The following is a 20,718-nucleotide window of genomic DNA, read 5'->3' as shown; positions in this document are numbered from 1 at the left end:
TGAGCCACACCACGGGCCGAGGAAACACCAAGCACAGCAGACATAACAGACACCGTTGCTTGTGCTTGCCTTTCCCCGATCTGCTTCATGCCTCAACTCTCGCAAGAGGCACCGACATTATTAGACCGGCCGCCAGAGACTGAGCTCGCACCATCAGGAGAAGCCCCTGGGCCGCAATGGTCCCGGGCTGAGCCACACCACGGGCCGAGGAAACACCAAGCACAGCAGGCATAACAGAGACCGCTGCCCGTGCCCGCCCTTCCCCAAGATGCTTCATGCCCCAACTCTCGCAAGAGGCACCGACATTATTAGACCGGCCGCCAGAGACTGAGCTCGCACCATCCGGAGAAGCCCCTGGGCCGCAATGGTCCCTGGCTGAGCGACACCCCGGGCCGAGGAAAATGCCGGGCGCAGCGCGGGCACCGTTGGGTCGCCCCCGCCTGCACAACAGGCACCACTGGGATGCCCCGGCCGGCGAAGCATTGAGAACCCCACACCCACGAACCTTCCAAAGAAGGCGGGAACGCTAGTCCGGCGCGTCCGTGGGGGCCTCGTATCCTTCGGGGATCGTGGGCACTCCAGCATCCAGGGCTCCGGTGTAGACGCGCGCCGACTTGAGCCTTCCCCCGCCGCCCGTGGCCCCGCCCGGAACACTGCGGGCAACACTGCTGGCAAGACCGCCATCAGCTCCGGTATCGCCCGCTCCAGAAAGTTTCACGTGCAACCTATTTGCGGTGACAACGGGCAGTTGGTGGATGCGCCGGTTGCCTACCGTCTTCCCCTCAACAAGGACACCCCCATCACCAACATCACCAACATCACCAGCAAAGACAACCCCATCACCAACACCACCAGCAAACACCTCGTGCTGTGTGATCCGCTGCCCCGACCCCAGGTCCTCCACCAGCTCGAGGTGATTGAACGTCACCGCAGCGGGAAAGGTCAGGGTCGCGCCGCCGTCGTGATGTTCCACGGTTGCCTCAACAGCGCCGGAAAGGCGACGGTCCAGCTCAACTTTCCACTCCCGGAGCCTCGCCACATCCAGCTCAGGAATGAGCCCACGGGTGTCCGGCGTCAGGTTCAGCAGGAGGTTCGCCCCCATTCCCACCGATTGGTAGTAGATGGCGAGTAAGTGTTCCGTGGATTTGGGTTCATCGTCCGGGTGCCAGAACCAGCCGCGACGGAGTGAAACATCGCACTCCGGCGGCAGATAGTGTTCGGTCCGCAGCCCCGAGGTGGAATCGGTGTACTGGGTATCGGACGTTCGGTCCACCACATAGTTCACGGGGTCCGACGCCAGGCCGTTCTCGTTGCCCACCCAGCGGATGGTGGGTTGGCCCATGTTGAAGATCATGGCGTCGGGCTGATGCTCCTTAACGACGCCGATGATCCGGTCCCAGTCGTACTCCCGTCCCACGGACCCGGCACCGTCGAACCACAACTCCATGAGGGGCCCATAGCCGGTGCAGAGCTCCGTAAGTTGCTGGACGTAGAAGTCGTCATACGCTGCCGGGTCGCTGTAGCAGTCCGCGTTCCGGTCCCAAGGCGACAGGTAGAGGCCCAGTCCTACGCCCTGTTCTGCACAGGCCTCGGCAACCTCGCGGACGACATCGCCGGAACCACCGTGCCACGGGGACGACTCCACCGAGTAGTCAGTGGTGGCAGTAGGCCAGAGGCAGAATCCGTCGTGGTGCTTGGCTGTGAGGATCAAGTACCTCGCGCCGGCCTCCTTTGCCGTGCGGACCCAGCTGCCGGCGTCGAGCCCTTCAGGGTTAAACAAAGACGCCGGAAGGGTTCCGTCGCTCCACTCCTTGCCGGCAAAGGTGTTAATGCCGAAATGGATGAAGGCGCCGAATTCGAGTTGTTGCCAACGGAGCTGTGCGGGAGTGGGCGTCAGGAGGGTCACTGGGCGGTTTCCTGTCCGTGGATCAACCACTGTGCGGTTCGGATGATGGCTTCGTCACCGGAGGCAGTCCGCAACCCGGCGATCTCGGATCGGGTGACGGCTGCTCCCTCAAAGAGGCTGACGATCGCGGCCGCCACCCCATTGGGTGAGGACTCCGGCAGCTCCGGCCTTCCGCGCCTGACCACGCCTTCTACGTGCCCGGTGTACTGGGCGTAAAAAGAACGCAAAGCACCGGCCGCGTGCTCATCCGAGGCCGCCAGCGCCCAGATCTCAAGGTGCATCCTCACCTCGGCCAACGCGGAATGCTCCTGAAGCAGCGCTGTGAGCAGTCGATGGGAATCCTCGCGGGAGATTGTGCCTGTCGCATCGGAGCTGAGCTCGAATCCGGCCGTATCCTCCAGCCGCCGCAGTGAGCGTTCCAAGGCCCGCTCAAGGACAGCCCGGAGGAGGTCGGAACGGGTTGGAAAGTAGTGCTGCAAATGTCCGATCCGCACCCCGGCGGCAGCGGCAAAGTCCCGCATTGCAGCGTTTGCATTGCCCTTGCTGACCAGCACTTCTTCAGCGGCGTCAAGGAGCGCCGCCTTTCTCAGGGCGCCCTTGCTTTCGATCATGACCTCAATATTGTCACACCGTGCGTTTCAAGCTTGGCGAGGGAAGCGCCCGGATCCTTATCCGATTCCGGGAACGAAACTCCCGGTGTGGCCCCGGCCGCCAGGACGTTGTGCAGCCCCAGCAATCCGCCCAACGCGGTCAGATGTGCCTGGCCCTGCGGGTCTGAAATGACGGCCGTTCGCAGCCCTTTTGGCCCATTCACATCGACTCGGATGTGGGCGGTTCCGCCCGCACCGGGCGAGTACAAAAGGGAACGCCGCAGCGGCGCCCACCGCTCACCGCTCCCCCAACGGAACAGTCCCACCGCGCCGGCGGCGAGCAGCGCCGTCGTGGATGTCTTTGAACTGAAACCGATCCTGGTGGCCACCGAACCGGCGCCGAGGGTGAGCGGGAGGGTGAACTGTTCCGGGGTGTCGAGCCTGGCCACTTTGGTGCGGTGCCCGGCGATGTCCACCCAGCGGGTATCGCCCAGAGGACGCACGACGGCGGCCTTACCGCCTTTTCGTACTTCGAAGTCCAGTCCCAGCCTGTCCATGAAGTCGACGGAATCGACTCCAGCGGTGTCGTTGATGTCGTAGCGGATGGCGACGTCGATTTGGTCCCCACCGCCGGCGTCCTGGGCCAGAGCTGCTGCCACGATGTTGACGACCCCGCCCATCCAGCCCGAGCTCAGCAGGACCGGAGCAGTGGGACGCATAAGTGTTGCCTGCGCGGTGGCCCTGGTGACGCGGCTGGTCCATCGGGTGACGTCAACATAGGGAATTCCGGCACTGACGGCTGCGCGGAGCACTCTGTCGTCAGGGTCGTTGACGGTGCTGATGACGGCCCTGGCTTTTGCTGCGAAGGGTTCCGGCTGGCCGAGGTCCCACCTTTCAACCGTCACGTTTCCGCCCGCAAGGTGGCTGCCCCGGCCCGGGTTCCTGCCGGTGAGGAGCAGCGGCCACTGCGTCCCGGCGAGATGCGTGAGTGCCGTGCCAACTGTGCCGTAGCCGCCCACGATCAGCACTGGACCGAGGGGATCAAGTTCTAGGAGATCATTCATGATGTTGATTCTAGGTCATATGACCTAGAAATATGCATTCAGCCAGACCTACAGCTGACGAGCCGCCCGGAGTAGGCTGCCGGTATCTGCCCGAAGCAAGACACCTGAGTGCGCCAAGGAGAGATCATGACCCTTCCGCCAACACATGAGCCCGAGCCGTTTCCCCCGGATCCAGGGCCGGTGCCACCGCCGCCTGACCCCACCACACCGTTCCCGCCCAGCCCCATTCCGGATCCAAACCCCACTCCCGGGCCGTCCCCCGCTCCGGACCCCGGGCCGATGCCGCCGCACCCGGACCCAACGCACTAGGCGGGGCGTCTAGGCGCAACGCACAAGGCGCGACGCGCTGGAGGCCCGCTACCCCACGGCCCTCTTGATCAGCTCCACGATCTTCGCTTCAACCTCCGGGGTGATCTCCTTGACGGCAAACGAGGTGGGCCACATGTCGCCGTCGTCGAGTGTGGCGTTCTCTTCGAAGCCGAGCGTGGCGTAACGGCTCTTGAATTTGTCGGCGCTCTTGAAGAAGACGATGTTCTTCCCGTCCTTGGCATAGGCAGGCATCCCGTACCAGGTCTTGGGCGTGAGTTCCGGTGCGTGCTCCCTGACAATCGCGTGGAGTCGCTCCGCCATGACCTTGTCCGCCTCCGGCATCTCCGCGATCTTGGCCAGGACGTCAGCTTCTCCGTCCGCCGCGGATGCCTTCTTGCGCGGGGCTTTCTTCAGTTCCTGCGCACGCTCCTTCATTGCGGCGCGCTCTTCCTCCGAAAAACCGTCGTAGGACTTGGTCTTGTTGGTGGTTCCTGTTTCAGCCATGGCGGGCTCCTCTTCGCGTACTGCTCGATAGTGATTGGATACTCCAAAACTACGGCGCCCCGGAGCTGCGGGCTTCTCCAAAACTGCTCATTTGGGGCGGTGCGGGAGTCTTGAGTTTTTCCTGAGGAAGTGTTGCGGGTTTGCAGGATTTGTTCTTGATCCTGCCCCGGCACAGTAGTTCTTGTCAGCCAGTCAGGCAGACACCAAAGAACAGGCCGGCCGGTCCCACGGTGGCCCACCGAAAGGACACTGATTCCCATGGCCATCAGCCTCAAGACCACCTCCGGCAAGATCCTCGCTTCCGTCGCACTGGTCGGCACCGCAGCCGCCGTCGCCGGAATGGGCACCTACGGTGCCTTCACCTCCTCGACCTCCGCCTCCCAGGCCGTCACCGCCGGCACCGTCACCATCGCCCTGGGCACCGGAGCCGCGAACACCCTCAACGTCCCGGTCACCGGCATGCTCCCCGGAGACAAAACCGAAAAACTCGTCACCCTGGCCAACACCGGCAACTCCGACCTGAACAACGTCACCCTCACCACCTCCGCCGGCGCCACCGCCTCCCTGCTGACCACCGACCCCACCAACGGCCTGCAACTGAGCATCGAGAACTGCTCCGTGGCCTGGACCGGTACCGCAGCGCCCTACACCTGCGCCGGAACCAAAACCACCGTCCTGGCCAACGGCCCGGTCATCACAGCGAACAAGGTCCTGAACAACCTGACCTCCCTGACCTCCACCAAAACCGACAACCTCAAAGTCACCACCACCCTGCCCGCCACCGCAGACAACACCTTCCAAGGCGCCACCTCCACCCTCGCCTTCTCCTTCACCGGCACCCAACGCACCGAAACCACCAAATAACACCCACCAGCAACACCAAGAACACCCAGCAGCACCCGGCAAACCCCAGCTCTACCACCACCAAGCACAGGCAAGGAGAACGATCACCATGACACCGCGGAAAGGCTTCCTGCGCACCCTGGTGATCGCCGCCGCCGTCGTCCTGGGCCTTGCAGCGGCACCCACAGCCGCATTCGCCGCGTTCACTGGTACCGCACAGTCCGCCCCGCAGTTCAGCGCCGCCAGCCTGGCGGCCCCGGCCGCAGCGAACGTATCCATGGCATGCTCGTTCGGTATCCGCGCCACCATCACGGTCAATTCCTTCAGCGCCGTGACCAATGCGAACTACCACGATGTCAAGATCTTCGACCGCTCGGGGAACCTCGAATTCACGGGTGATTTGAGCAAGGCCGCCGGCAAGACCTACACATCGGGTTACGAGATCATCGGAACGTGGAGCTACGAGATCCGCGGTTACTACAAAGTCCCCGGCACCACCAACACCTGGACGGGCAAAGTCCTCAAAGGCAGCCTGAGCTGCTGAACCGCCCTGGGACACCAAAAACTCCAACGGCCCCGACACGCTTATGCAGATGGCGTATCGGGGCCGTTGGCCTGTTTGGGAAGCGCGCGGCTAGTGGAAGCGCTTGGAAGAAGCGCCCGTTTGGGAGAAGCCCGCCTAGGAGAAGCGCCCCGGCCGGAATGTGGCCAGCATCGGGTGTTTTTCACCGCCGAGGATCTCACCGGACAACAGTTCACCGGCGATCAGGCCCAGCGTGGCTCCCGAGTGTGTGAACGCAACAAAACAGCCAGGCACCTGGCCGAGCTCACCGAATACCGGTTCGCCGTCACCGGGAATGGGCTTGTAGCCGATCTTCCACGAGGCCGGCTTGAGCTCGGGGTTGCCAGCAATCAGTTTGGAGGACTCGTCCGCCAATTCCTGGACAATGTCATCGGGAATCGTGAAGGACCCATCAGCGTGCTCGGTGATGTTCTCTTCGTACCAGTCGTGGTCCAAGGCAAACGTGTTGCCGGGGTTGGGGCGGACTGCGGCACGCGGCGTATTCATCACGGCGGTGACGTGGTGTTCCACCGGTTTGGTGACCACCAGCATGGACACGGGGGAACCGTTGGGGATCTCCACTCCCAAGGGCTTCACCACGGCGGGCGTTGCAGCACCGCAGGCAACCAATACAGCGTCCGCGGGGTACGTTTCACCGCCGGCAGTTTCGACGCCGGTGGCGCGTCCGCCGTCGACCATCACTGAGGCTTTTCCGGCGTTGAGGACCAGTTGGCCGCCCAGGGCGTGGAATTCCTCCATCAGGAAGTTCACCAGGTCCGGCAAGCTGACCCACCCTTCGCCGGGATTGAAGATGGCCTTCCCGGGGACTGCGCCGGAGTCGATGCCCGGGGTGACGTTGGCGATCTCTTCGGGGGCCAACAGCTTGGAATCGTAGCCAATGGATTTCTCGTAAGCGTGGCGGGCTTCGGTGGCTTGGTCCTGGCCGGACGCGTTCCACATGAGCCCGCCACCGAACTGGAGCCATTCACGGCTTGGGTCCGCGGCGAACAGCGTGCGGTACCGGTCAACCCCGGCGACGCGCAGCTGGTGGTAGGGCGTGGAACGTTCCCCTGCTGAATTGAGCCAGGACAGGGACCGGCCGGTGGCTTCGCTGGCCAGGCCCTGCTCCGTCAGCAAGGTGACGGAAGCTCCTTGGCGGAGCAGGTGGACGGCAGTGGATACGCCCAGGATGCCGCCTCCGATGACGGCAACGTGCTTGGTGGAGGACATGGTTCTCCCTTTCTTTGGTGTTGAAGCTGTGAAATGCGCCTAGGCGAAGGCGTGGATGTTTTCGATGACTTTGAGGGTGGCCAGTGCTTCGGCCGGCTGCACGGGAAGGGGCCCCTGGCCGCGGAGCGAGGCGGCAAGTTCCCGGTAGAACTGTGGGTAGGCGCCCTTTTCCGCCGGGACCGGCGTAGCTGTTCCGTCCACACCCAGCAGCCCCCAAGACTCCTGGGGGTCGCGGCCGTAAGAAGCGTCCGACGGCGTGATGCCGGCGGCGAGGGCGGGTTCCTGGCTGTCCAGTCCCCACTTGGTGTACGCGGCTTTGGAGCCGAGGACGTGGAAGCGCGGGCCAACCTGGGCGGCCATGCCGTTCATCCACAACCGCGAGCGGACACCGGATTCGTGGCGCAACGACACAAAAGCTTCAGTGTCCGCGGCATCAGGATGGGGGCCATGGTTGGCGGTTTCGCCGTAGCTCTCCTCCACAGGCCCGAACAGCTGGATGGCCTGGTCGATCAGGTGGGCGCCGAGGTCGTGGAGGATGCCTCCTCCTTCGGCCAGGGTGGCCGAATCGCGCCAGTTCCCGAAGCCTTCCGGACGCCACCATTCAAAGCGTGATTCAAAGGTTCGCACCTCGCCAAGGGCGCCGTCCTTCAGCAGCTTTGACAGCGTCAGGAAATCGGCGTCCCACCGGCGGTTCTGGAAGACCGTCAGCTGCACACCGGCGTCGGACGCCCGCCCTGCCAGTTCCTCACCATGGGCGACTGTAGTGACGAAAGGCTTGTCCACCACAACGTTCAGGCCATGGGCGATCGCCGTGGCACCGAGCTCAAGGTGCGTCAGCGGCGGTGTTCCCAGCACCACGAGGTCCAGGTTGCCTGAAAGGGCGAACATGTCTTCCGGCGTGGGGACAATCCTTGCCTGCGGGTAGAGGCGTTCCGCTTCGGCTTTTCGTCGCGGATCCGCGGTCACAATGACGTCCAGGGAGTAGTCCGGGTCCGCTTCGATGAGCGGCGCGTGGAACACCTTGCCCGAGACGCCGAACCCGACGACGGCGGTCCGGATGGGTGCCGCTGCTACCTCCCCCATCACAGGACCTCCGAGAGGAAGCGCTGCAGGCGTTCGCTGCGGGGGTTGTCGAAGAGTTCTGTGGGAGTACCGATTTCCACTACTTCGCCCTCATCCATGAACACCACCTGGTCAGCTACCTTCCGGGCAAAACCCATCTCGTGCGTGACAACCAGCATGGTCATGCCGCGTCGGCCAAGGCCTGCCATGAGGTTAAGGACGCCTTTGACCAGCTCCGGGTCCAGGGCGCTGGTGGCCTCGTCGAAGAGCATGACTTCGGGCTCCATGGCCAGCGCCCGGGCGATCGCGACGCGTTGCTGCTGGCCGCCGGAGAGGTCGCGTGGCCGGTGGTCGGCCCGTTCGGCGAGCCCGACTTCGGCGAGACGGCGCCGGGCACGTTCCCGGGCTTCGGCCTTGGACATCCCCTTGACGCTCCATAGGGCCAGCGCCACGTTCTCTAGGGCAGTGTGGTCCGGGAAGAGGTTGAAGTGCTGGAAGACCATGCCGATCCGGGCGCGGAGGATGTCCGGCTTGACCTTGAGGGCACTTTCACCCGCCAGGAGGACGTCCCCGCTCTTGGGTTCGTGCAAGCGGTTGACGCCGCGCAGGAGCGTGGACTTCCCTGATCCCGAAGGCCCGATGATGCAGGTGGTGGTCCCCGGGGCGACGTTGAGGCTGACGTTCCGGAGTACCTCGACGTCGCCGTAGGCCATGGTCAGGTTCTGCAGTTCGAGGCTCGAGCCGTTGAACTTCTCAATATCCTGTGCTGAATTCTTGGTGCTGGTGGCGCTGCTGCTGGTGAGGTTCACGTGTTGCTCCCGGTGATGAGCGGCGAGGCCGCGTCGAGTTCCTTGACTTCCTTCAGTCCGCTGGTGGGTGCCGTGGGACGACGGCGGCCGGTGCGGAACTTGTTGTCGAAGTAGTTGACCAAGTGGGTCAGCGGCACGGTGATCACCAGGTAGAAGATGCCGGCCATGACCAACGGCGAGAGATTGCCGGACAACACTGCTGCGTCCTGGCCCACCCGGAACAGTTCGCGTTCACTGACGAGGAGTCCCAGGAAGTAGACCAGGGAGGAGTCCTTGACGATGGCGATGAACTGGTTGACCAGGGCCGGAAGCACCCGGCGTACACCCTGCGGGACTACCACCAGGGACATGGACTTGGCGTAGCTCATGCCCAGTGCGCGGCAGGCTTCTCCCTGGCCCTTGTCCACGCTGAGGATGCCGGCGCGGAAGATCTCTCCGATGTAGGCACTGGCGATCAGGCTCAGCGCGATGATGCCCAGGGGATAAGGAGAGGGGCCAAAGACCGACTGGCTCAACCGGGCAAAACCCTGGCCGATCAGCAGGATGGTCAAGATGGCGGGCAGACCGCGGAAGAGGTCGGTGTAGATCCTTGCAGGGATACGCAGCCACCTGGAGCGGGAGATGCCCATGACGGCCACCACCATTCCCATCACTACGCCGAGGATGGTTGCTGCGATGGAGATGATCAGGGTGTTCAGGAGGCCAACTCCGAGGAGTTGGGGCAGTACTTCGATCATGGCGTCAAAATCGAAGAACGTGCGGCTGATGGTGTTGAGCCAATCCATTGAGTGCTCTCAGACGTTGGTTGTTTGGTGCGGTTACTTGCTGGCTGTCGGGGCCGGGCTTGAGGTCTGCTCGGCTTTGGGGAGGTACTGCTCCGGCATCGGCGAGCCCGGGAACCACTTCTGGTAGAGCGTCTTCCACGTGCCGTCTTCCATTGCTTCGGCCAGGCCCTTGTTCAAGGCCTCTTTGAAAGCGGTCTTGTCCTTGGCGATGGCGAATCCGGCGGGGGCGTCGAACGACGGAATGTCCGCGGCGCTGACCAGTCCAAACTGCTCCTGGTATTCCTTGGCTGCCTCGTAATCGAGGAAGTGGGCGTCCACGGCCCCGCTGTTGACTGCGGAGATTGCCGTGTTGTTGTCCGGGAAGCGGACCAGCTGCGCAGAGGTGAAGTTCTTCACTGCGTAGGCTTCCTGCAGGGTTCCCTGGACAACTCCAAGCCGCTTGCCGTTGAGTGCGTCCGCGTCCTTGATGCCGGAGTCCTTGGTGGTGATGACCGTCAGGTAGCCGGCGAGGTAGCCATCGGAAAAGTCAACGGTTTCCTTGCGCTTGTCCGTGATGCCGATGGCAGCGACACCGACGTCGAACTGTCCGTTGGCCACGGCCGCGAGGAGCCCTGAGAAGTCCTGTCCGGTGAAGACCACGTTGTCTACGCCGGCGCGGTGAGCCACGTCCTTGAAGAGTTCCACGTCAAAGCCGGTGAAGTTTCCGGAGCTGTCGGTGAAGGTGTACGGCTTGGAGTCGCCCAGGCTGGCCACGCGGATGGTGCCGGGCTGGATCAGGCCGTAACGGTTTTCGGCGGACGGGGAGTTGGCGGCGGGCGACCCGCCGCAGCCCGAAAGGGCGAGGAGAGCCGCCACTGCTGCGGCTGCGAGCGCTGCCGGGCGGAAGTTCAGTTTAATCACAGCGTTGTCCAATCGTGGGAGGTCTAAGCGGTGCTGTCAGGAGCCGCTGGAAGTTATTTGCTCGATGCGGGGTCTTGTTGAGTCCGGTCTCAGCCCCTAGGATTGAGACCGGACTCACATCGATTGATAAGAAATGTAGCGGAACTCACAAAGCCGCGTCAACACCCCACTGAAAGGTGAACATGAGCACTGACGGATCCCGACGGCGGGACGTAACGGTTGCCGACGTCGCCAAAGCCGCAAAAGTGTCCAAGGCGCAAGCCGCCCGCGCGTTGGGCAACTACGGAGCAGTCAGCGACGACGTCCGGGAGCGCGTCCTGGCCGCGGCGGAAGAGCTCGAATACCGGCCCAACGAGCTGGCGCGGAGCATGAACACTGGAAGGTCCAACACCATTGGCGTGGTGGTGGGCGATATCGAAAACCCGCACTTTGGCCTCGCCATGAGGGGCATTACTGACACCGCCAAGAAGAGCGGCTACAACGTCATCCTCATCAATACCGACGAGGAAAGGGCTGCCGAGGTCGACGCCGTCCGCGTGCTGCTGGACAAGCGCGTGGACGGACTCATCGTGGCCCCGGCATCATCCGTGGAGACCTCGCATCTGCAGCAGGTCCAGGATTCGGGCCGCCCCCTGGTGCTCCTGGACCGCGCCGCCCAAGGGCTGGACGCAGAAACCTTCGCCGTGGACATGGGCGGCATTTCCTATGAGTCAACCAAGTACCTGATCGAGTCCGGGCATCAGCGGATCGCGTTCGTTTCCACTCTGAAAACAGACCGGCCTTACGAGGAAGGGATGGTGCTGGACTCCTCCCAGATTTCGGACCGCCTGGAGGGAATCCGCCGCGCGTTCAAGGACGAGGGACTCGCTTTACCCGCCGATCTGGTCCGCCTTAACGCCGGTGACTCCGAATCCGTGAAAGCCATAACCCGGGGGCTGCTCGAAGGGCCGGACCCGGCCACCGCCATCATCGCCTCCGACGGCCTGATCGCCTTGGGCGTGGTGGAAGCCATCCAGGAGGCCGGACTTGCCATCCCCGCCGACGTCTCTTTCCTGATGTACGACGACTTCGCCTGGACACGCCTCACCACTCCCCCGCTCACCGTCATCGCACAGCCCGTCTATGACATGGGCATCGCGGCGGCAACCGCCCTGATCCGTCGGATCGAAGGCAGGAAAGCCGCCGCGCCAGCACCGGAACTGGTGGCCCGCTTAATCCAGCGCGGTTCGGTGGGAGCGCCTCAGCGGACGGCGGTCAGGGCGTCGTCGTAAATCGCCAGCGCCTGGCGTACTTCTTCGGGGGTCACGACGGCGGGAGGCACCACGTGCACGCGGTTGTCCGCCATGAAGGGCAACAGTCCGCGGTGGAGCAGTTCCGCTTTAAGCTTGCCCATGAAGGCGGCGCTGACCGGTGTGCGGCTTTGGCGGTCTTCGACGAGTTCCAAAGCCCAGAACACGCCGCGCCCGCGCACTTCGCCGATGACGTCGTGCTTGGCAGCGAGGGCTTTCAGGCCCGGTTCCAGGTGGTTGGCGCCAATGCGTGCGGCGTTCCGGACGATGCCCTCCTCCTCGAAGGCTTCGATGGAGGCAACGATCGAAGCTGCCGCGAGGGGATGGCCTGAATAGGTAAGCCCGCCCGGGAAGACGCGCTCATCAAAGGTCCGGGAGATTTCTTCGGAGATGATGACGCCGCCTACCGGGACGTAGCCGGAGTTGACGCCCTTGGCGAAGGTGACCAGGTCCGGCCGGACGTTGAAGGCGTCAAGGGCCAACCAATCACCTGTGCGTCCAAAGCCGCACATGACTTCGTCCAGGATCAGGACGATTCCGTGCTGGTCGCAGAGCGCGCGGACACCTTCAAGGTATCCCGGCGGCGGAAGCAGTATCCCGGCGGTACCGGGAACGGTTTCCAGCAGCACGGCAGCAACGGAGTGCGGACCTTCGAGTTCGATGGTCCGGCGCAGGTGTTGCAGTGCCCGTTCTGCTTCCTGCTCCGGGGTTTCGGCCCAGAATTCGGAACGGTAAAGGTACGGCCCAAACACGTGGACGTGGCCGCGGGAGTATTCGTTGGGAATGCGGCGCCAGTCCCCGGTCGCCACGATCGCTACCCCGGTGTTGCCGTGGTAGGAACGGTAGCGGGAGATGACCTTGTCCCGGCCAGTGTGGAGCCGGGCCATCCGGATGGCGTTTTCGTTGGCGTCCGCGCCGCCATTGGTGAAGAACACCTTGTCCATGGTCTCCGGCGCATGGGAGAGGATCTTCTCGGCCGCCATCGCGCGCGTGCGGTTGGCGTGCGCGGGAGCAACGGTGGTGAGCGTGTCCAGCTGTTCCTTGATGGCTTCGATAAGCCGCGGGTGCTGGTGGCCGATGTTGGTGTTGACCAGTTGGCTTGAGAAGTCCAGGTAGGTCCTGCCCTCATGATCCCAAACCGTGCTGCCGGAACCGCCGGCGATCGCCAGTGGTTTCAACGAACCCTGGGCAGACCACGAATGGAACACGCTGGCGGTATCCCTTTCTGCGACCTCGGAGTTGCTTGCTGCCAAGGAAGCAGCCGGGGCGGTGCGGGTGGGTGACATGGGAGGGTCCTCTCTCTGGCGGGGCTGGATGTCCCTTCATCATGCGCCGGTGATAGCCGCAGTCCCTCTCGACATTTGTATAGTGAACTCCTGACGGAACTACGTTTTTCCAAGGAGCCACGAGTATGCCACCGACCCTCAACGCCATCGTCCGCGACAGCACTTTGAACCTGCGGCTGGTAACGCCGGAGGCGGGGGATGCTGCTGCGGAGGTGCCGGTATCCTGGGTCCACAGTTCCGATCTTGGGGACCCCACTCCGTTCCTCGATCCAGGGCAGTTGCTCCTGACGGATGGGACACAATTTCCGGTGGGCGATGCTCCTGCTGCGCTCTATGGCGACTACGTGGAGCGGCTGGTGGCCCATGGGATCAGCGGCCTTGGTTTTGCCACCCAGGTGATCCATGGGGTGCTGCCTGCAGGGCTGGTCGAAGCCTGCAGGACCCGGGGTTTGCCGTTGCTTGAGGTTCCGGACAGGACTCCGTTCATCGCCGTCATCCGTTTCGTGGCCGATTGGCTCGCAACCGAACAGCATGCGCGCTCCGAGTGGTCGCTCCAGGCCCAGCGCGCCATCGCACGGGCTGCACTTCGTCCCGATGGCCTCAGGTCCATCCTGGCCGAACTCGAGCGCCAACTGCACGGCTGGGTTGCCCTCTTTGACGCCGCGGGCAACCACATCCTGATGCCCAACAACCGTCCCGTGCCATCGGCCCTGATGCCGGGTGTGGAAGAAGCCGTCCGAAAATCGCTGGACAAGGGATCGCGGTCGGTATCGCAACTGACCATCGACGGCGGACACGTCACCTTGCAGACGCTGGGCCGCAGGCACCATCTGCGTGGCGTCCTGGTCTTGGGCGCCATCGAGCCATTGGACCCGGCCCGCACCGACATCATCAACAGCGTTATCGCCTTGGCCAGCCTCGCCCTGGAGCAAACCCGGACCCTGGACACTGCCCGCCGCCATCTGCGTGCCGGGGTCTTGGAGCAGTTGCTGGCCGGCAGCTTCGATGTTGCCGAACGTACCGGACGCCAGGTTTGGGGCCGGCTGCCGGCACAGCCCCTGCTGGTGACCCTGGCGCAGCCTCCCGGACAGGGACAGAACCTGCTCGAAGCGCTCGAGCTGCTGTCCGATGACCATCGGGGTGCCATCTTCTACGCCCAGCGGAACGAAAACATCGTGGTGCTGGCCGGACCCGCCCTCCAGCCGAAAGTCAGCACCCTCCTGGACAAGTACGGCGCAACGGCGGGGGTTTCGGCCGAAACGGACTTCGCCCACCTGCCCAAGGCATTGGCGGAAGCCGAGCGGGCGCTGAAACGCGCCACGGAGCTGAGCCGGCCCCTGGTGGCTTTCGAGGACATCTCCCAAGGCGGGATGCTCGGGCTGCTCCGACGTGACGAAGCGGCCTCCGTTGCCCGCCGGCTCCTTGAGCCCTTGGCCAGGCATGACGACACCGAACAGACGCAGCTGCTGCCCACGGTTACGGCCTGGCTGGCCAACAACTGCGTCTGGGACCGCACGGCGAGGGAGCTGGGGATCCACCGGCACACCCTCCGGAACCGGATCGACGCCGCCGGGAACGTCCTGGGCCTCAACCTCGACAACCTGCGCGACAGGCTGGAACTGTTCGCCGCCGTCGAGTTTGCGGAAGAGCGCCCGCAGACATCGTCCTAGTTCTGCGGGAAGCCCAGGTTGATGCCGCCGTGGCTGGGGTCCAGCCAGCGTGAGGTGATGGCTTTTTCGCGGGTGAAGAACTGGAAGCCCTGCAAGCCGTACGCTTTGGAGCTGCCGAAAATGGAGTCCTTGAATCCGCCAAAGGAGTAATACGCCACCGGCACGGGAATGGGCACGTTGATGCCCACCATCCCCACCTCAACCTCGGCCTGGAAGCGGCGGGCTGCACCGCCGTCGTTCGTGAAAATCGCCGTGCCGTTGCCAAAAGCGCCGGAGTTGATCAGGTGCAGGCCTTCTTCGTAGCTCTTGACGCGCACCACTGCCAGGACCGGTCCAAAGATTTCCTCGGTGTACACACGGGAGGTGACCGGGACGTCGTCGATCAGCGTAGGCCCAAGCCAGAAGCCGTTTGCATCCCCGTCCACCTCGATGCCGCGGCCATCCACCACAACGTTGGCACCGTCCTCGAGGGCAACGTCGATGTAGGACGCCACCTTGTCGCGGTGCTGGCGGGTGACCAGTGGGCCCATGTCGCAGTTGCGGCGGCCGTCGCCGATCTTCAGGGTGGACATCCGGGCGGTGATCTTTTCGATCAACGCGTCAGCAACCGGCTCCACGGCCACCACCACACTGATCGCCATGCAGCGCTCCCCCGCCGAACCGAAGCCTGCGTTGATGGCGGCATCGGCGGTCAGCTCGAGGTCGGCGTCGGGCAGGACCAGCATGTGGTTCTTCGCACCGCCAAGGGCCTGGACGCGCTTGCCCTTGCGGGCTGCGGTCTCGTAGATGTACTGGGCAATCGGAGTGGAGCCGACGAAGGAAATGGCCTTCACATCGGGATGTTCCAGCAGGCCGTCCACTGCTTCCTTGTCGCCGTGCAGGACGTTGAAGACTCCGTCCGGAAGGCCCGCCTCAGTGAACAGGGCAGCGAGCCAGTTGGCCGCCGTCGGGTCCTTCTCGCTCGGCTTGAGGACCACAGTGTTGCCGGCCGCGATGGCGATCGGCAGGAACCACAACGGCACCATGGCAGGGAAGTTGAACGGGCTGATGATGCCCACCACGCCCAGCGGCGCTTTGGTGGAGTAGACGTCGACGCCGGTGGAGACGTTTTCTGAATGCTCGCCTTTGATCAGGTGAGGGAAGCCGGTAGCCAGTTCCACGACTTCCTGGCCCCGGGTGATTTCACCGAGGGCATCGGAGACTACTTTGCCGTGCTCGGAGGTGATGATCTCCGCGAGCTCACCCTTGCGCTCGTTCAGCAGCTCCCGGAAGCGGAAAATGATCTGCTGGCGTTTGGTGATGGACATATCCCGCCAGGCAGGAAATGCCTTGTGGGCCGATGCGATGGCCGACTCGATGTCCTCGGCGTTGCCAAGGTTGACCAGCTTGGTTTCACGGCCGAGGGCGGGATCGAATACGGGGGCGGTGCGGTCGCCGGCCGATGGCGAGCCGGCGCCTCCGATCCAGTGCGGGACCACGGGAAGCTGGTTGATGTCAGACACTGCGTTCTCTTCTCTTACGGGGGATGGATGTGTTCCACCGTAAGTTCGCAGGCTCGCCCACGTGTCAGTACATTGAGCGAAAGACAACGAGCTTGTTGGACATATGTCTATGGGGCGACTTCGCCTTCCTCGGGATCATCGGCGGAGCGGACTTCGTTCCGGATAATGCCGAGTTCCTCAAGCTGTGCGGACATCCCCGCTCCATCCGGTGCGTAGATCCACGGGACACCCGGCGTGGGTTGACCCCCGGACTTTGAACGGCCACCCGCCAGTACAGCTTCCCCCGCCGAGAGTTGGCGGATGGCGATTGCCCGGACGTTTTCCGGATGACGCTGGGCGAATTCGGAGTAGATGGCTTCATCGTGCTGGCCGTCGTCGCCCACCAACAGCCATTTCATGGTGGGAAACTCCTCCGCCAGGCGTTCCAGGGAGTTCCGTTTGTGCTCCTGGCCGCTGCGGAACCAGCGGTCGGGAGTAGGACCCCAGTCGGTCAGGAGCTTGGGACCGGCCGGGTACAAGTTGCGGGACAGGAAGCGGGACAGGGTTGGGGCGACGTTCCAGGCCCCGGTGGACAGGTAAAGGACTGGGGCAGAGGGCGCCGTCCTGGCTATCCGCTCATACAGCACAGCCATCCCCGGGGTGGGAGTCCTGGCGTGCTCGTTGAGCACGAAAGTGTTCCAGGCCGCCAGGAACGGACGTGGCAGCGCGGTCACCATCACGGTGTCGTCAATGTCGGACACGACGCCGAAGTCAGCGTCGTCCGCGACGATCTCCACGGGAGCCTCCACAGTTTCCGACTCCCCGGATTGCAGCGTGATGGTGTGCCAGCCGGCATCCAGGGCCACCGGAATACGGGCATCCACTACGCCGCCGCGGTCCGCCCGCACAGTGAAAACGGTACCGGCGACAGTCACGTTGACATCGGCGTGAGCCACAGGAGCACTCGTGAAATTCCGCCATCCGCGCATACTCTCCTGCAACGGCTTTGCATGCCCTGCCGCATCCCGGGGGTCACTGCGGACAACGCGCGCCAGCACCCGCACCCACTTGGTACTTCCATAGCCGGTGTAGGGAATCACCGTTTCCACCCGGCCACGCCGGATGGCTAGCTGCGTCTGGAAACCAAGCCACGCGTCGTCGAGCCTCAACGCGAGGTGGCGGCGGGTTTTGCCGGGCTGCCTGGTGCCGCCGTTATCAACGGCGTCGGATGTGGGGCGCGGTTTCAGGGGACGGGAAGCCATGCGTCCAGTCTTCCACGACGACACACCGGAGCGTCACTCCCCTTGTCATACGGCAGTGGTCGGCGCCCTGCCTTCGTCACCGTGCAGCTTGCGCGCTTCAGCCAGGCGAAGGCGGTCCAACCGGTTCATCAGGGGTGCCGTGGTGGCGCCGTGCACCACAATGGACAACGCAATCACCAAACCGATGAAGGCCCAAAGTTGGTGTGCCTCGGCGTCAAAGTTGCCGTGGGTCAGCGCATAGCCGACGTAATAGATTGAGCCGATCCCGCGGATGCCGAAGTAGGAGATGGCCAGCCGTTCGCGCGGTCCGGTCTTGCCGCCCATCAACCCGAGCCATCCGGCCAGGGGCCTGACCAGCAGGAGGAATGCCAAGGCCACCACAAGCTCCGCCCAACCGATCCCCTCCAGGAGTCCACGGGCTATCGCTCCGCCAAGGAGCACCAGGATCACCACCGTCATCAAACGCTCGAGCTGCTCCACGTAGCCATGGAGAACCTGGTGGTAGCTGTGGTGGCGCTCGGCGGAACGGATGGTCAGAGCACAGACGAAGACCGCTACGAACCCGTAGCCTTCCAGCATTTCCGCAGCGCCGTACGCCAGGAATGTTGCTGCGAGCGCCACGAAACCCTCGGCGTGTTCTGACAGGCGGAAGCTCTTGCCTTTGGCGGCAAAGAAGATCAGGCTCAGGAGCTTGCCCGTTCCGAAGCCGAGCAGGACGCCGACGCCCATACGCCAAAACACATCCAAACCCACCCATTCCCCAATCCAGGCGCCCGGTGATGCGCCCACCACGCTGATGAGGATGGCAAGGTACACAAAGGGGAAGGCGAGCCCGTCATTCAGGCCGGCCTCGGAGGTCAGGGCGAACCGGACCTCGTCCTCGTCCGGGTCCTCTTCGGTATCTGCTGGCCTGCCGACTTGGACCTCTGAGGCCAGGACGGGGTCTGTGGGGGCAATGGCAGCGGCCACCAGGATGGCGGCGGCGAGCCCCAGGCCCAACACCCACAACCCCAGCAGGGTCATCACCAGGATGCACAGTGGCATCACGATGCCGAGCAGGCGCCAGGTGGTGGACCATCCGCGCCAGCGGAAGGGCCTGTCCAAGGCCAGACCGGCGCCCATGAGGGAGATGATGACGCAGACCTCGGTGAGGTGGGTCGTGAAGTCCGCATGCAGGATGGGATCCGGGTCCGGAAGATCGGGCAGGAGGGTGAACGCCAGCATTCCACTGCCGAGGAAAACCATCGGCATGGAGAGTGGCGTTTGCCGCAACAGTTTCGGCAGGACCGCTGCGGCCAACACGGCAACTCCTGCCGCGAGAAACAGGATGCTGGGGGCTTCAAACAAAATGGTCTTCTTCCTGCCGGCCGTTGGGCGGTGTCAGAAAGCCTAGTCCGCAGGCGGGGCTGCGTCGATCATGGCTGCCTCGATCAGGACCTGGGCAGCTTGGCGCGCCTGTCCGGCAGCCTCCGCTGTTCCTGCGATGGCCGCTGTGGTCTGGGCTCCTTCGGCGAGGATTGCCAGTTGGGGTGCAAGGTAGGCCGGGGCGCCGGCATCGAGGGCGAGCCGGGCCACGTATTCCTGGAACGATTCCTTGTGTTTTCGCGCGTACTCGGCCACCTCCGGGCTGACGGCTCCGAGTTCGGCGAAGCTGTTGATGAATCCGCACCCCCGGAAGGAGTCCTGGCAGAACCATCCTGCGAGGTAGTCGAAGATGGCGAGGAGCCGTTCCTTGGGGGTCGCGGCTTGTTGGACGGTGGCGTCCAACCCCTCGGTCCAGGACTGGTGCCGGTGTTCCATCACCGCCATGACGATGCTGCTCTTTGACGGGAATTCCCCGTAGAGCTTCTTCAGCGAGACCCCCGCCGCGGAACGGAGTTCATCCATGCCCACGGCTTGGATTCCCTTGGCGTTGTAGAGCTCGTCGGCAGTGGCAACGATTCGTTGGCGGACCTCGGAAATATCCATGTACCCATACTACTTGCATTGAGAACGAACGTTCTCTACTATGGAGAACACAGAGGGAGAACGATCGTTCTCCACTTCGAGAAAAGGGACAAGCATCATGGGTTTCATCAAGGTCGGCACCGAGAACACCACGGACATTGAGCTCTACTACGAAGACCACGGAACGGGCCAGCCCGTAGTCCTGATCCACGGCTACCCGCTGGACGGCGGCTCCTGGGAAAAGCAGACCGCAGCCCTCCTCAACGCCGGCTACCGGGTCATCACCTACGATCGCCGCGGATTCGGCAAGTCCAGCAAGCCGACCACCGGCTACGACTACGACACCTTTGCAGCCGACCTCAACACGGTCCTTGAAACCCTGGACCTGCAGGACGTAGTGCTGGCTGGCTTCTCGATGGGCACCGGCGAAGTTGGACGCTACCTCGGCACCTACGGCGAAGCCCGCGTAGCCAAGGCCGCGTTCCTGGCATCCCTCGAGCCGTTCCTCCTCCAGACGGACGACAACCCCACCGGCGTTCCGTCATCAGTGTTCGACGGCATCCGCAACGCCGCCATTGAGGACCGCTACGCCTGGTTCACCAACTTCTACAACGACTTCTTCAACACCGATAACTTCCTGGGCAACCGCCTCAGCGAAGAAGCGCTGCGCAATTCCTGGAACGTCGCCGCCGGCTCTTCCTGGTACGCATCCTTCGCAGTAGTGGATTCCTGGCTCACCGACTTCCGCTCCGACATCGAGAAGGTCACCGTCCCGTCCCTGATTGTCCACGGCACCGATGACCGCATCCTGCCGATCGATGCCACCGGCCGCGAGTTCACCAAGCGCCTGCCCTCTGCCGAATACGTGGAGATCGAAGACGCGCCGCACGGCATGCTCTGGACGCACGGGGCTGAAATTAACGAGATCCTGCTGCGCTTCCTGGCCAAGTAGGCCAACACCGGACAAGACCTCAATAACGACGGCGGCAGCCCGCCTTTGGTTCCAACCGAACCAGAGGCGGGCTGCCGCCGTCGTGCGTTGACGTAGCGCACGTCACGACCTATGATTTATGAATCGATTCAAGATGTAACCTTCCTCACGCTGAATGACCACTTTGTTCAGTCCTGGATGGGAAGAGTTCTTGTTCCTTGCCAACGACGCCAGAGGAGTACAGCGACGTGACAGTCACGCACCGGAGGGATCTCAGCACCTCCCCCG

At 63.6% G+C, this 20,718-nt stretch carries 19 protein-coding genes; 5 read left to right on the top strand and 14 right to left on the bottom strand.

Going from position 1 to position 20,718, the window contains the following annotated elements:
* Positions 1–526 precede the first annotated feature (526 nt).
* The 4 genes from LDN85_RS03275 to LDN85_RS03255 form a co-directional block, all read right to left on the bottom strand.
* A complete protein-coding gene (locus LDN85_RS03275; RefSeq protein WP_223944583.1) occupies positions 527–1,906 on the bottom strand; it encodes an alpha-L-fucosidase in 1,380 nt (459 codons plus the stop codon).
* On the bottom strand, positions 1,903–2,517 hold the full coding sequence (locus tag LDN85_RS03270) for a TetR/AcrR family transcriptional regulator (protein WP_223944582.1): 615 nt from the start codon (positions 2,515–2,517) through the stop codon (positions 1,903–1,905). The genes LDN85_RS03275 and LDN85_RS03270 overlap by 4 nt, the downstream gene beginning before the upstream one ends.
* The gene (locus LDN85_RS03265) at positions 2,514–3,560 is read right to left on the bottom strand and encodes a saccharopine dehydrogenase (RefSeq protein ID WP_223944581.1); all 1,047 of its coding nucleotides are present in this window, start codon (positions 3,558–3,560) and stop codon (positions 2,514–2,516) included. The genes LDN85_RS03270 and LDN85_RS03265 overlap by 4 nt, the downstream gene beginning before the upstream one ends.
* Before the next feature lie 357 nt (positions 3,561–3,917).
* Positions 3,918–4,373 carry a DUF1801 domain-containing protein gene (locus tag LDN85_RS03255; protein WP_026548339.1) on the bottom strand — a complete coding sequence of 152 codons (456 nt, stop codon included), beginning with the start codon at positions 4,371–4,373 and terminating at the stop codon, positions 3,918–3,920.
* 258 nt (positions 4,374–4,631) lie between these two features.
* Between LDN85_RS03255 and LDN85_RS03250 the strand changes: the two genes are divergently transcribed.
* Both LDN85_RS03250 and LDN85_RS03245 read left to right on the top strand, forming a co-directional pair.
* Positions 4,632–5,237, top strand: coding sequence for a TasA family protein (locus tag LDN85_RS03250; protein ID WP_223944580.1), 606 nt, complete (start codon positions 4,632–4,634; stop codon positions 5,235–5,237).
* 88 nt (positions 5,238–5,325) lie between these two features.
* Positions 5,326–5,760, top strand: coding sequence for a hypothetical protein (locus tag LDN85_RS03245; RefSeq protein ID WP_223944579.1), 435 nt, complete (start codon positions 5,326–5,328; stop codon positions 5,758–5,760).
* Between the two features lie 135 nt (positions 5,761–5,895).
* Here LDN85_RS03245 and LDN85_RS03240 read toward each other — a convergent pair whose 3' ends face one another.
* From LDN85_RS03240 to LDN85_RS03220, 5 genes are read right to left on the bottom strand one after another with little or no spacing between them, the layout of a single operon-like run.
* A complete protein-coding gene (locus LDN85_RS03240) occupies positions 5,896–7,008 on the bottom strand; it encodes an FAD-binding oxidoreductase (RefSeq protein WP_223944578.1) in 1,113 nt (370 codons plus the stop codon).
* Between the two features lie 39 nt (positions 7,009–7,047).
* Positions 7,048–8,091, bottom strand: a complete 1,044-nt coding sequence (locus tag LDN85_RS03235; RefSeq protein ID WP_223944577.1) for a Gfo/Idh/MocA family oxidoreductase — start codon at positions 8,089–8,091, stop codon at positions 7,048–7,050.
* Positions 8,091–8,879 carry an amino acid ABC transporter ATP-binding protein gene (locus LDN85_RS03230; RefSeq protein ID WP_026542343.1) on the bottom strand — a complete coding sequence of 263 codons (789 nt, stop codon included), beginning with the start codon at positions 8,877–8,879 and terminating at the stop codon, positions 8,091–8,093. The genes LDN85_RS03235 and LDN85_RS03230 overlap by 1 nt, the downstream gene beginning before the upstream one ends.
* Complete coding sequence (locus LDN85_RS03225; RefSeq protein ID WP_026542342.1) at positions 8,876–9,664, bottom strand: amino acid ABC transporter permease; 789 nt, start codon at positions 9,662–9,664, stop codon at positions 8,876–8,878. Before LDN85_RS03225 ends, LDN85_RS03230 begins: the two co-directional genes overlap by 4 nt.
* A gap of 33 nt (positions 9,665–9,697) precedes the next feature.
* A complete protein-coding gene (locus tag LDN85_RS03220) occupies positions 9,698–10,564 on the bottom strand; it encodes an ABC transporter substrate-binding protein (RefSeq protein ID WP_223944576.1) in 867 nt (288 codons plus the stop codon).
* Positions 10,565–10,746: 182 nt separating this feature from the next.
* Between LDN85_RS03220 and LDN85_RS03215 the strand changes: the two genes are divergently transcribed.
* Positions 10,747–11,835, top strand: a complete 1,089-nt coding sequence (locus LDN85_RS03215) for a LacI family DNA-binding transcriptional regulator (protein ID WP_223944575.1) — start codon at positions 10,747–10,749, stop codon at positions 11,833–11,835.
* Here the strand turns inward: LDN85_RS03215 and LDN85_RS03210 are convergent.
* Positions 11,805–13,139 carry an aspartate aminotransferase family protein gene (locus LDN85_RS03210; protein WP_223944574.1) on the bottom strand — a complete coding sequence of 445 codons (1,335 nt, stop codon included), beginning with the start codon at positions 13,137–13,139 and terminating at the stop codon, positions 11,805–11,807. The genes LDN85_RS03215 and LDN85_RS03210 overlap by 31 nt on opposite strands.
* 125 nt (positions 13,140–13,264) lie before the next feature.
* Here LDN85_RS03210 and LDN85_RS03205 point away from each other — a divergent pair, with 125 nt between their 5' ends.
* Positions 13,265–14,809: a PucR family transcriptional regulator gene (locus LDN85_RS03205; RefSeq protein WP_223944573.1), complete on the top strand. Its 1,545-nt coding sequence runs from the start codon at positions 13,265–13,267 to the stop codon at positions 14,807–14,809.
* On the opposite strand, the gene LDN85_RS03200 is transcribed toward LDN85_RS03205, so the two are convergent.
* The 4 genes from LDN85_RS03200 to LDN85_RS03185 all read right to left on the bottom strand — a co-directional run bounded on the left by LDN85_RS03200 (position 14,806) and on the right by LDN85_RS03185 (position 19,520).
* The gene (locus LDN85_RS03200) at positions 14,806–16,311 is read right to left on the bottom strand and encodes a CoA-acylating methylmalonate-semialdehyde dehydrogenase (RefSeq protein ID WP_223944572.1); all 1,506 of its coding nucleotides are present in this window, start codon (positions 16,309–16,311) and stop codon (positions 14,806–14,808) included. The genes LDN85_RS03205 and LDN85_RS03200 overlap by 4 nt on opposite strands.
* A 107-nt stretch (positions 16,312–16,418) precedes the next feature.
* A complete protein-coding gene (locus tag LDN85_RS03195; protein WP_091553702.1) occupies positions 16,419–17,552 on the bottom strand; it encodes a phosphatase domain-containing protein in 1,134 nt (377 codons plus the stop codon).
* A gap of 45 nt (positions 17,553–17,597) precedes the next feature.
* Positions 17,598–18,899 carry a cation:proton antiporter gene (locus tag LDN85_RS03190; protein ID WP_223944571.1) on the bottom strand — a complete coding sequence of 434 codons (1,302 nt, stop codon included), beginning with the start codon at positions 18,897–18,899 and terminating at the stop codon, positions 17,598–17,600.
* Positions 18,900–18,941: 42 nt separating this feature from the next.
* Positions 18,942–19,520 carry a TetR/AcrR family transcriptional regulator gene (locus tag LDN85_RS03185; RefSeq protein ID WP_026542334.1) on the bottom strand — a complete coding sequence of 193 codons (579 nt, stop codon included), beginning with the start codon at positions 19,518–19,520 and terminating at the stop codon, positions 18,942–18,944.
* Between the two features lie 97 nt (positions 19,521–19,617).
* Here LDN85_RS03185 and LDN85_RS03180 point away from each other — a divergent pair, with 97 nt between their 5' ends.
* On the top strand, positions 19,618–20,451 hold the full coding sequence (locus LDN85_RS03180) for an alpha/beta hydrolase (protein WP_223944570.1): 834 nt from the start codon (positions 19,618–19,620) through the stop codon (positions 20,449–20,451).
* Positions 20,452–20,718 lie beyond the last annotated feature (267 nt).

Source organism: Arthrobacter sp. StoSoilB20 (assembly GCF_019977295.1).
Lineage (GTDB): Bacteria > Actinomycetota > Actinomycetes > Actinomycetales > Micrococcaceae > Arthrobacter > Arthrobacter nicotinovorans_A.
Note: the sequence above shows the minus strand (reverse complement) of the source record. Positions and strands in the feature narration are given on the sequence as shown.

What these genes read in the sequence shown, in the direction of transcription:
- LDN85_RS03270 (WP_223944582.1), bottom strand. Translation starts at nt 2,517, where the DNA reads ATGATCGAAAGCAAGGGCGCCCTGAGAAAGGCGGCGCTCCTTGACGCC.
- LDN85_RS03265 (WP_223944581.1), bottom strand. Translation starts at nt 3,560, where the DNA reads ATGAATGATCTCCTAGAACTTGATCCCCTCGGTCCAGTGCTGATCGTG.
- LDN85_RS03255 (WP_026548339.1), bottom strand. Translation starts at nt 4,373, where the DNA reads ATGGCTGAAACAGGAACCACCAACAAGACCAAGTCCTACGACGGTTTT.
- LDN85_RS03250 (WP_223944580.1), top strand. Translation starts at nt 4,632, where the DNA reads ATGGCCATCAGCCTCAAGACCACCTCCGGCAAGATCCTCGCTTCCGTC.
- LDN85_RS03245 (WP_223944579.1), top strand. Translation starts at nt 5,326, where the DNA reads ATGACACCGCGGAAAGGCTTCCTGCGCACCCTGGTGATCGCCGCCGCC.
- LDN85_RS03240 (WP_223944578.1), bottom strand. Translation starts at nt 7,008, where the DNA reads ATGTCCTCCACCAAGCACGTTGCCGTCATCGGAGGCGGCATCCTGGGC.
- LDN85_RS03235 (WP_223944577.1), bottom strand. Translation starts at nt 8,091, where the DNA reads ATGGGGGAGGTAGCAGCGGCACCCATCCGGACCGCCGTCGTCGGGTTC.
- LDN85_RS03225 (WP_026542342.1), bottom strand. Translation starts at nt 9,664, where the DNA reads ATGGATTGGCTCAACACCATCAGCCGCACGTTCTTCGATTTTGACGCC.
- LDN85_RS03215 (WP_223944575.1), top strand. Translation starts at nt 10,747, where the DNA reads ATGAGCACTGACGGATCCCGACGGCGGGACGTAACGGTTGCCGACGTC.
- LDN85_RS03210 (WP_223944574.1), bottom strand. Translation starts at nt 13,139, where the DNA reads ATGTCACCCACCCGCACCGCCCCGGCTGCTTCCTTGGCAGCAAGCAAC.
- LDN85_RS03205 (WP_223944573.1), top strand. Translation starts at nt 13,265, where the DNA reads ATGCCACCGACCCTCAACGCCATCGTCCGCGACAGCACTTTGAACCTG.
- LDN85_RS03195 (WP_091553702.1), bottom strand. Translation starts at nt 17,552, where the DNA reads ATGGCTTCCCGTCCCCTGAAACCGCGCCCCACATCCGACGCCGTTGAT.
- LDN85_RS03185 (WP_026542334.1), bottom strand. Translation starts at nt 19,520, where the DNA reads ATGGATATTTCCGAGGTCCGCCAACGAATCGTTGCCACTGCCGACGAG.
- LDN85_RS03180 (WP_223944570.1), top strand. Translation starts at nt 19,618, where the DNA reads ATGGGTTTCATCAAGGTCGGCACCGAGAACACCACGGACATTGAGCTC.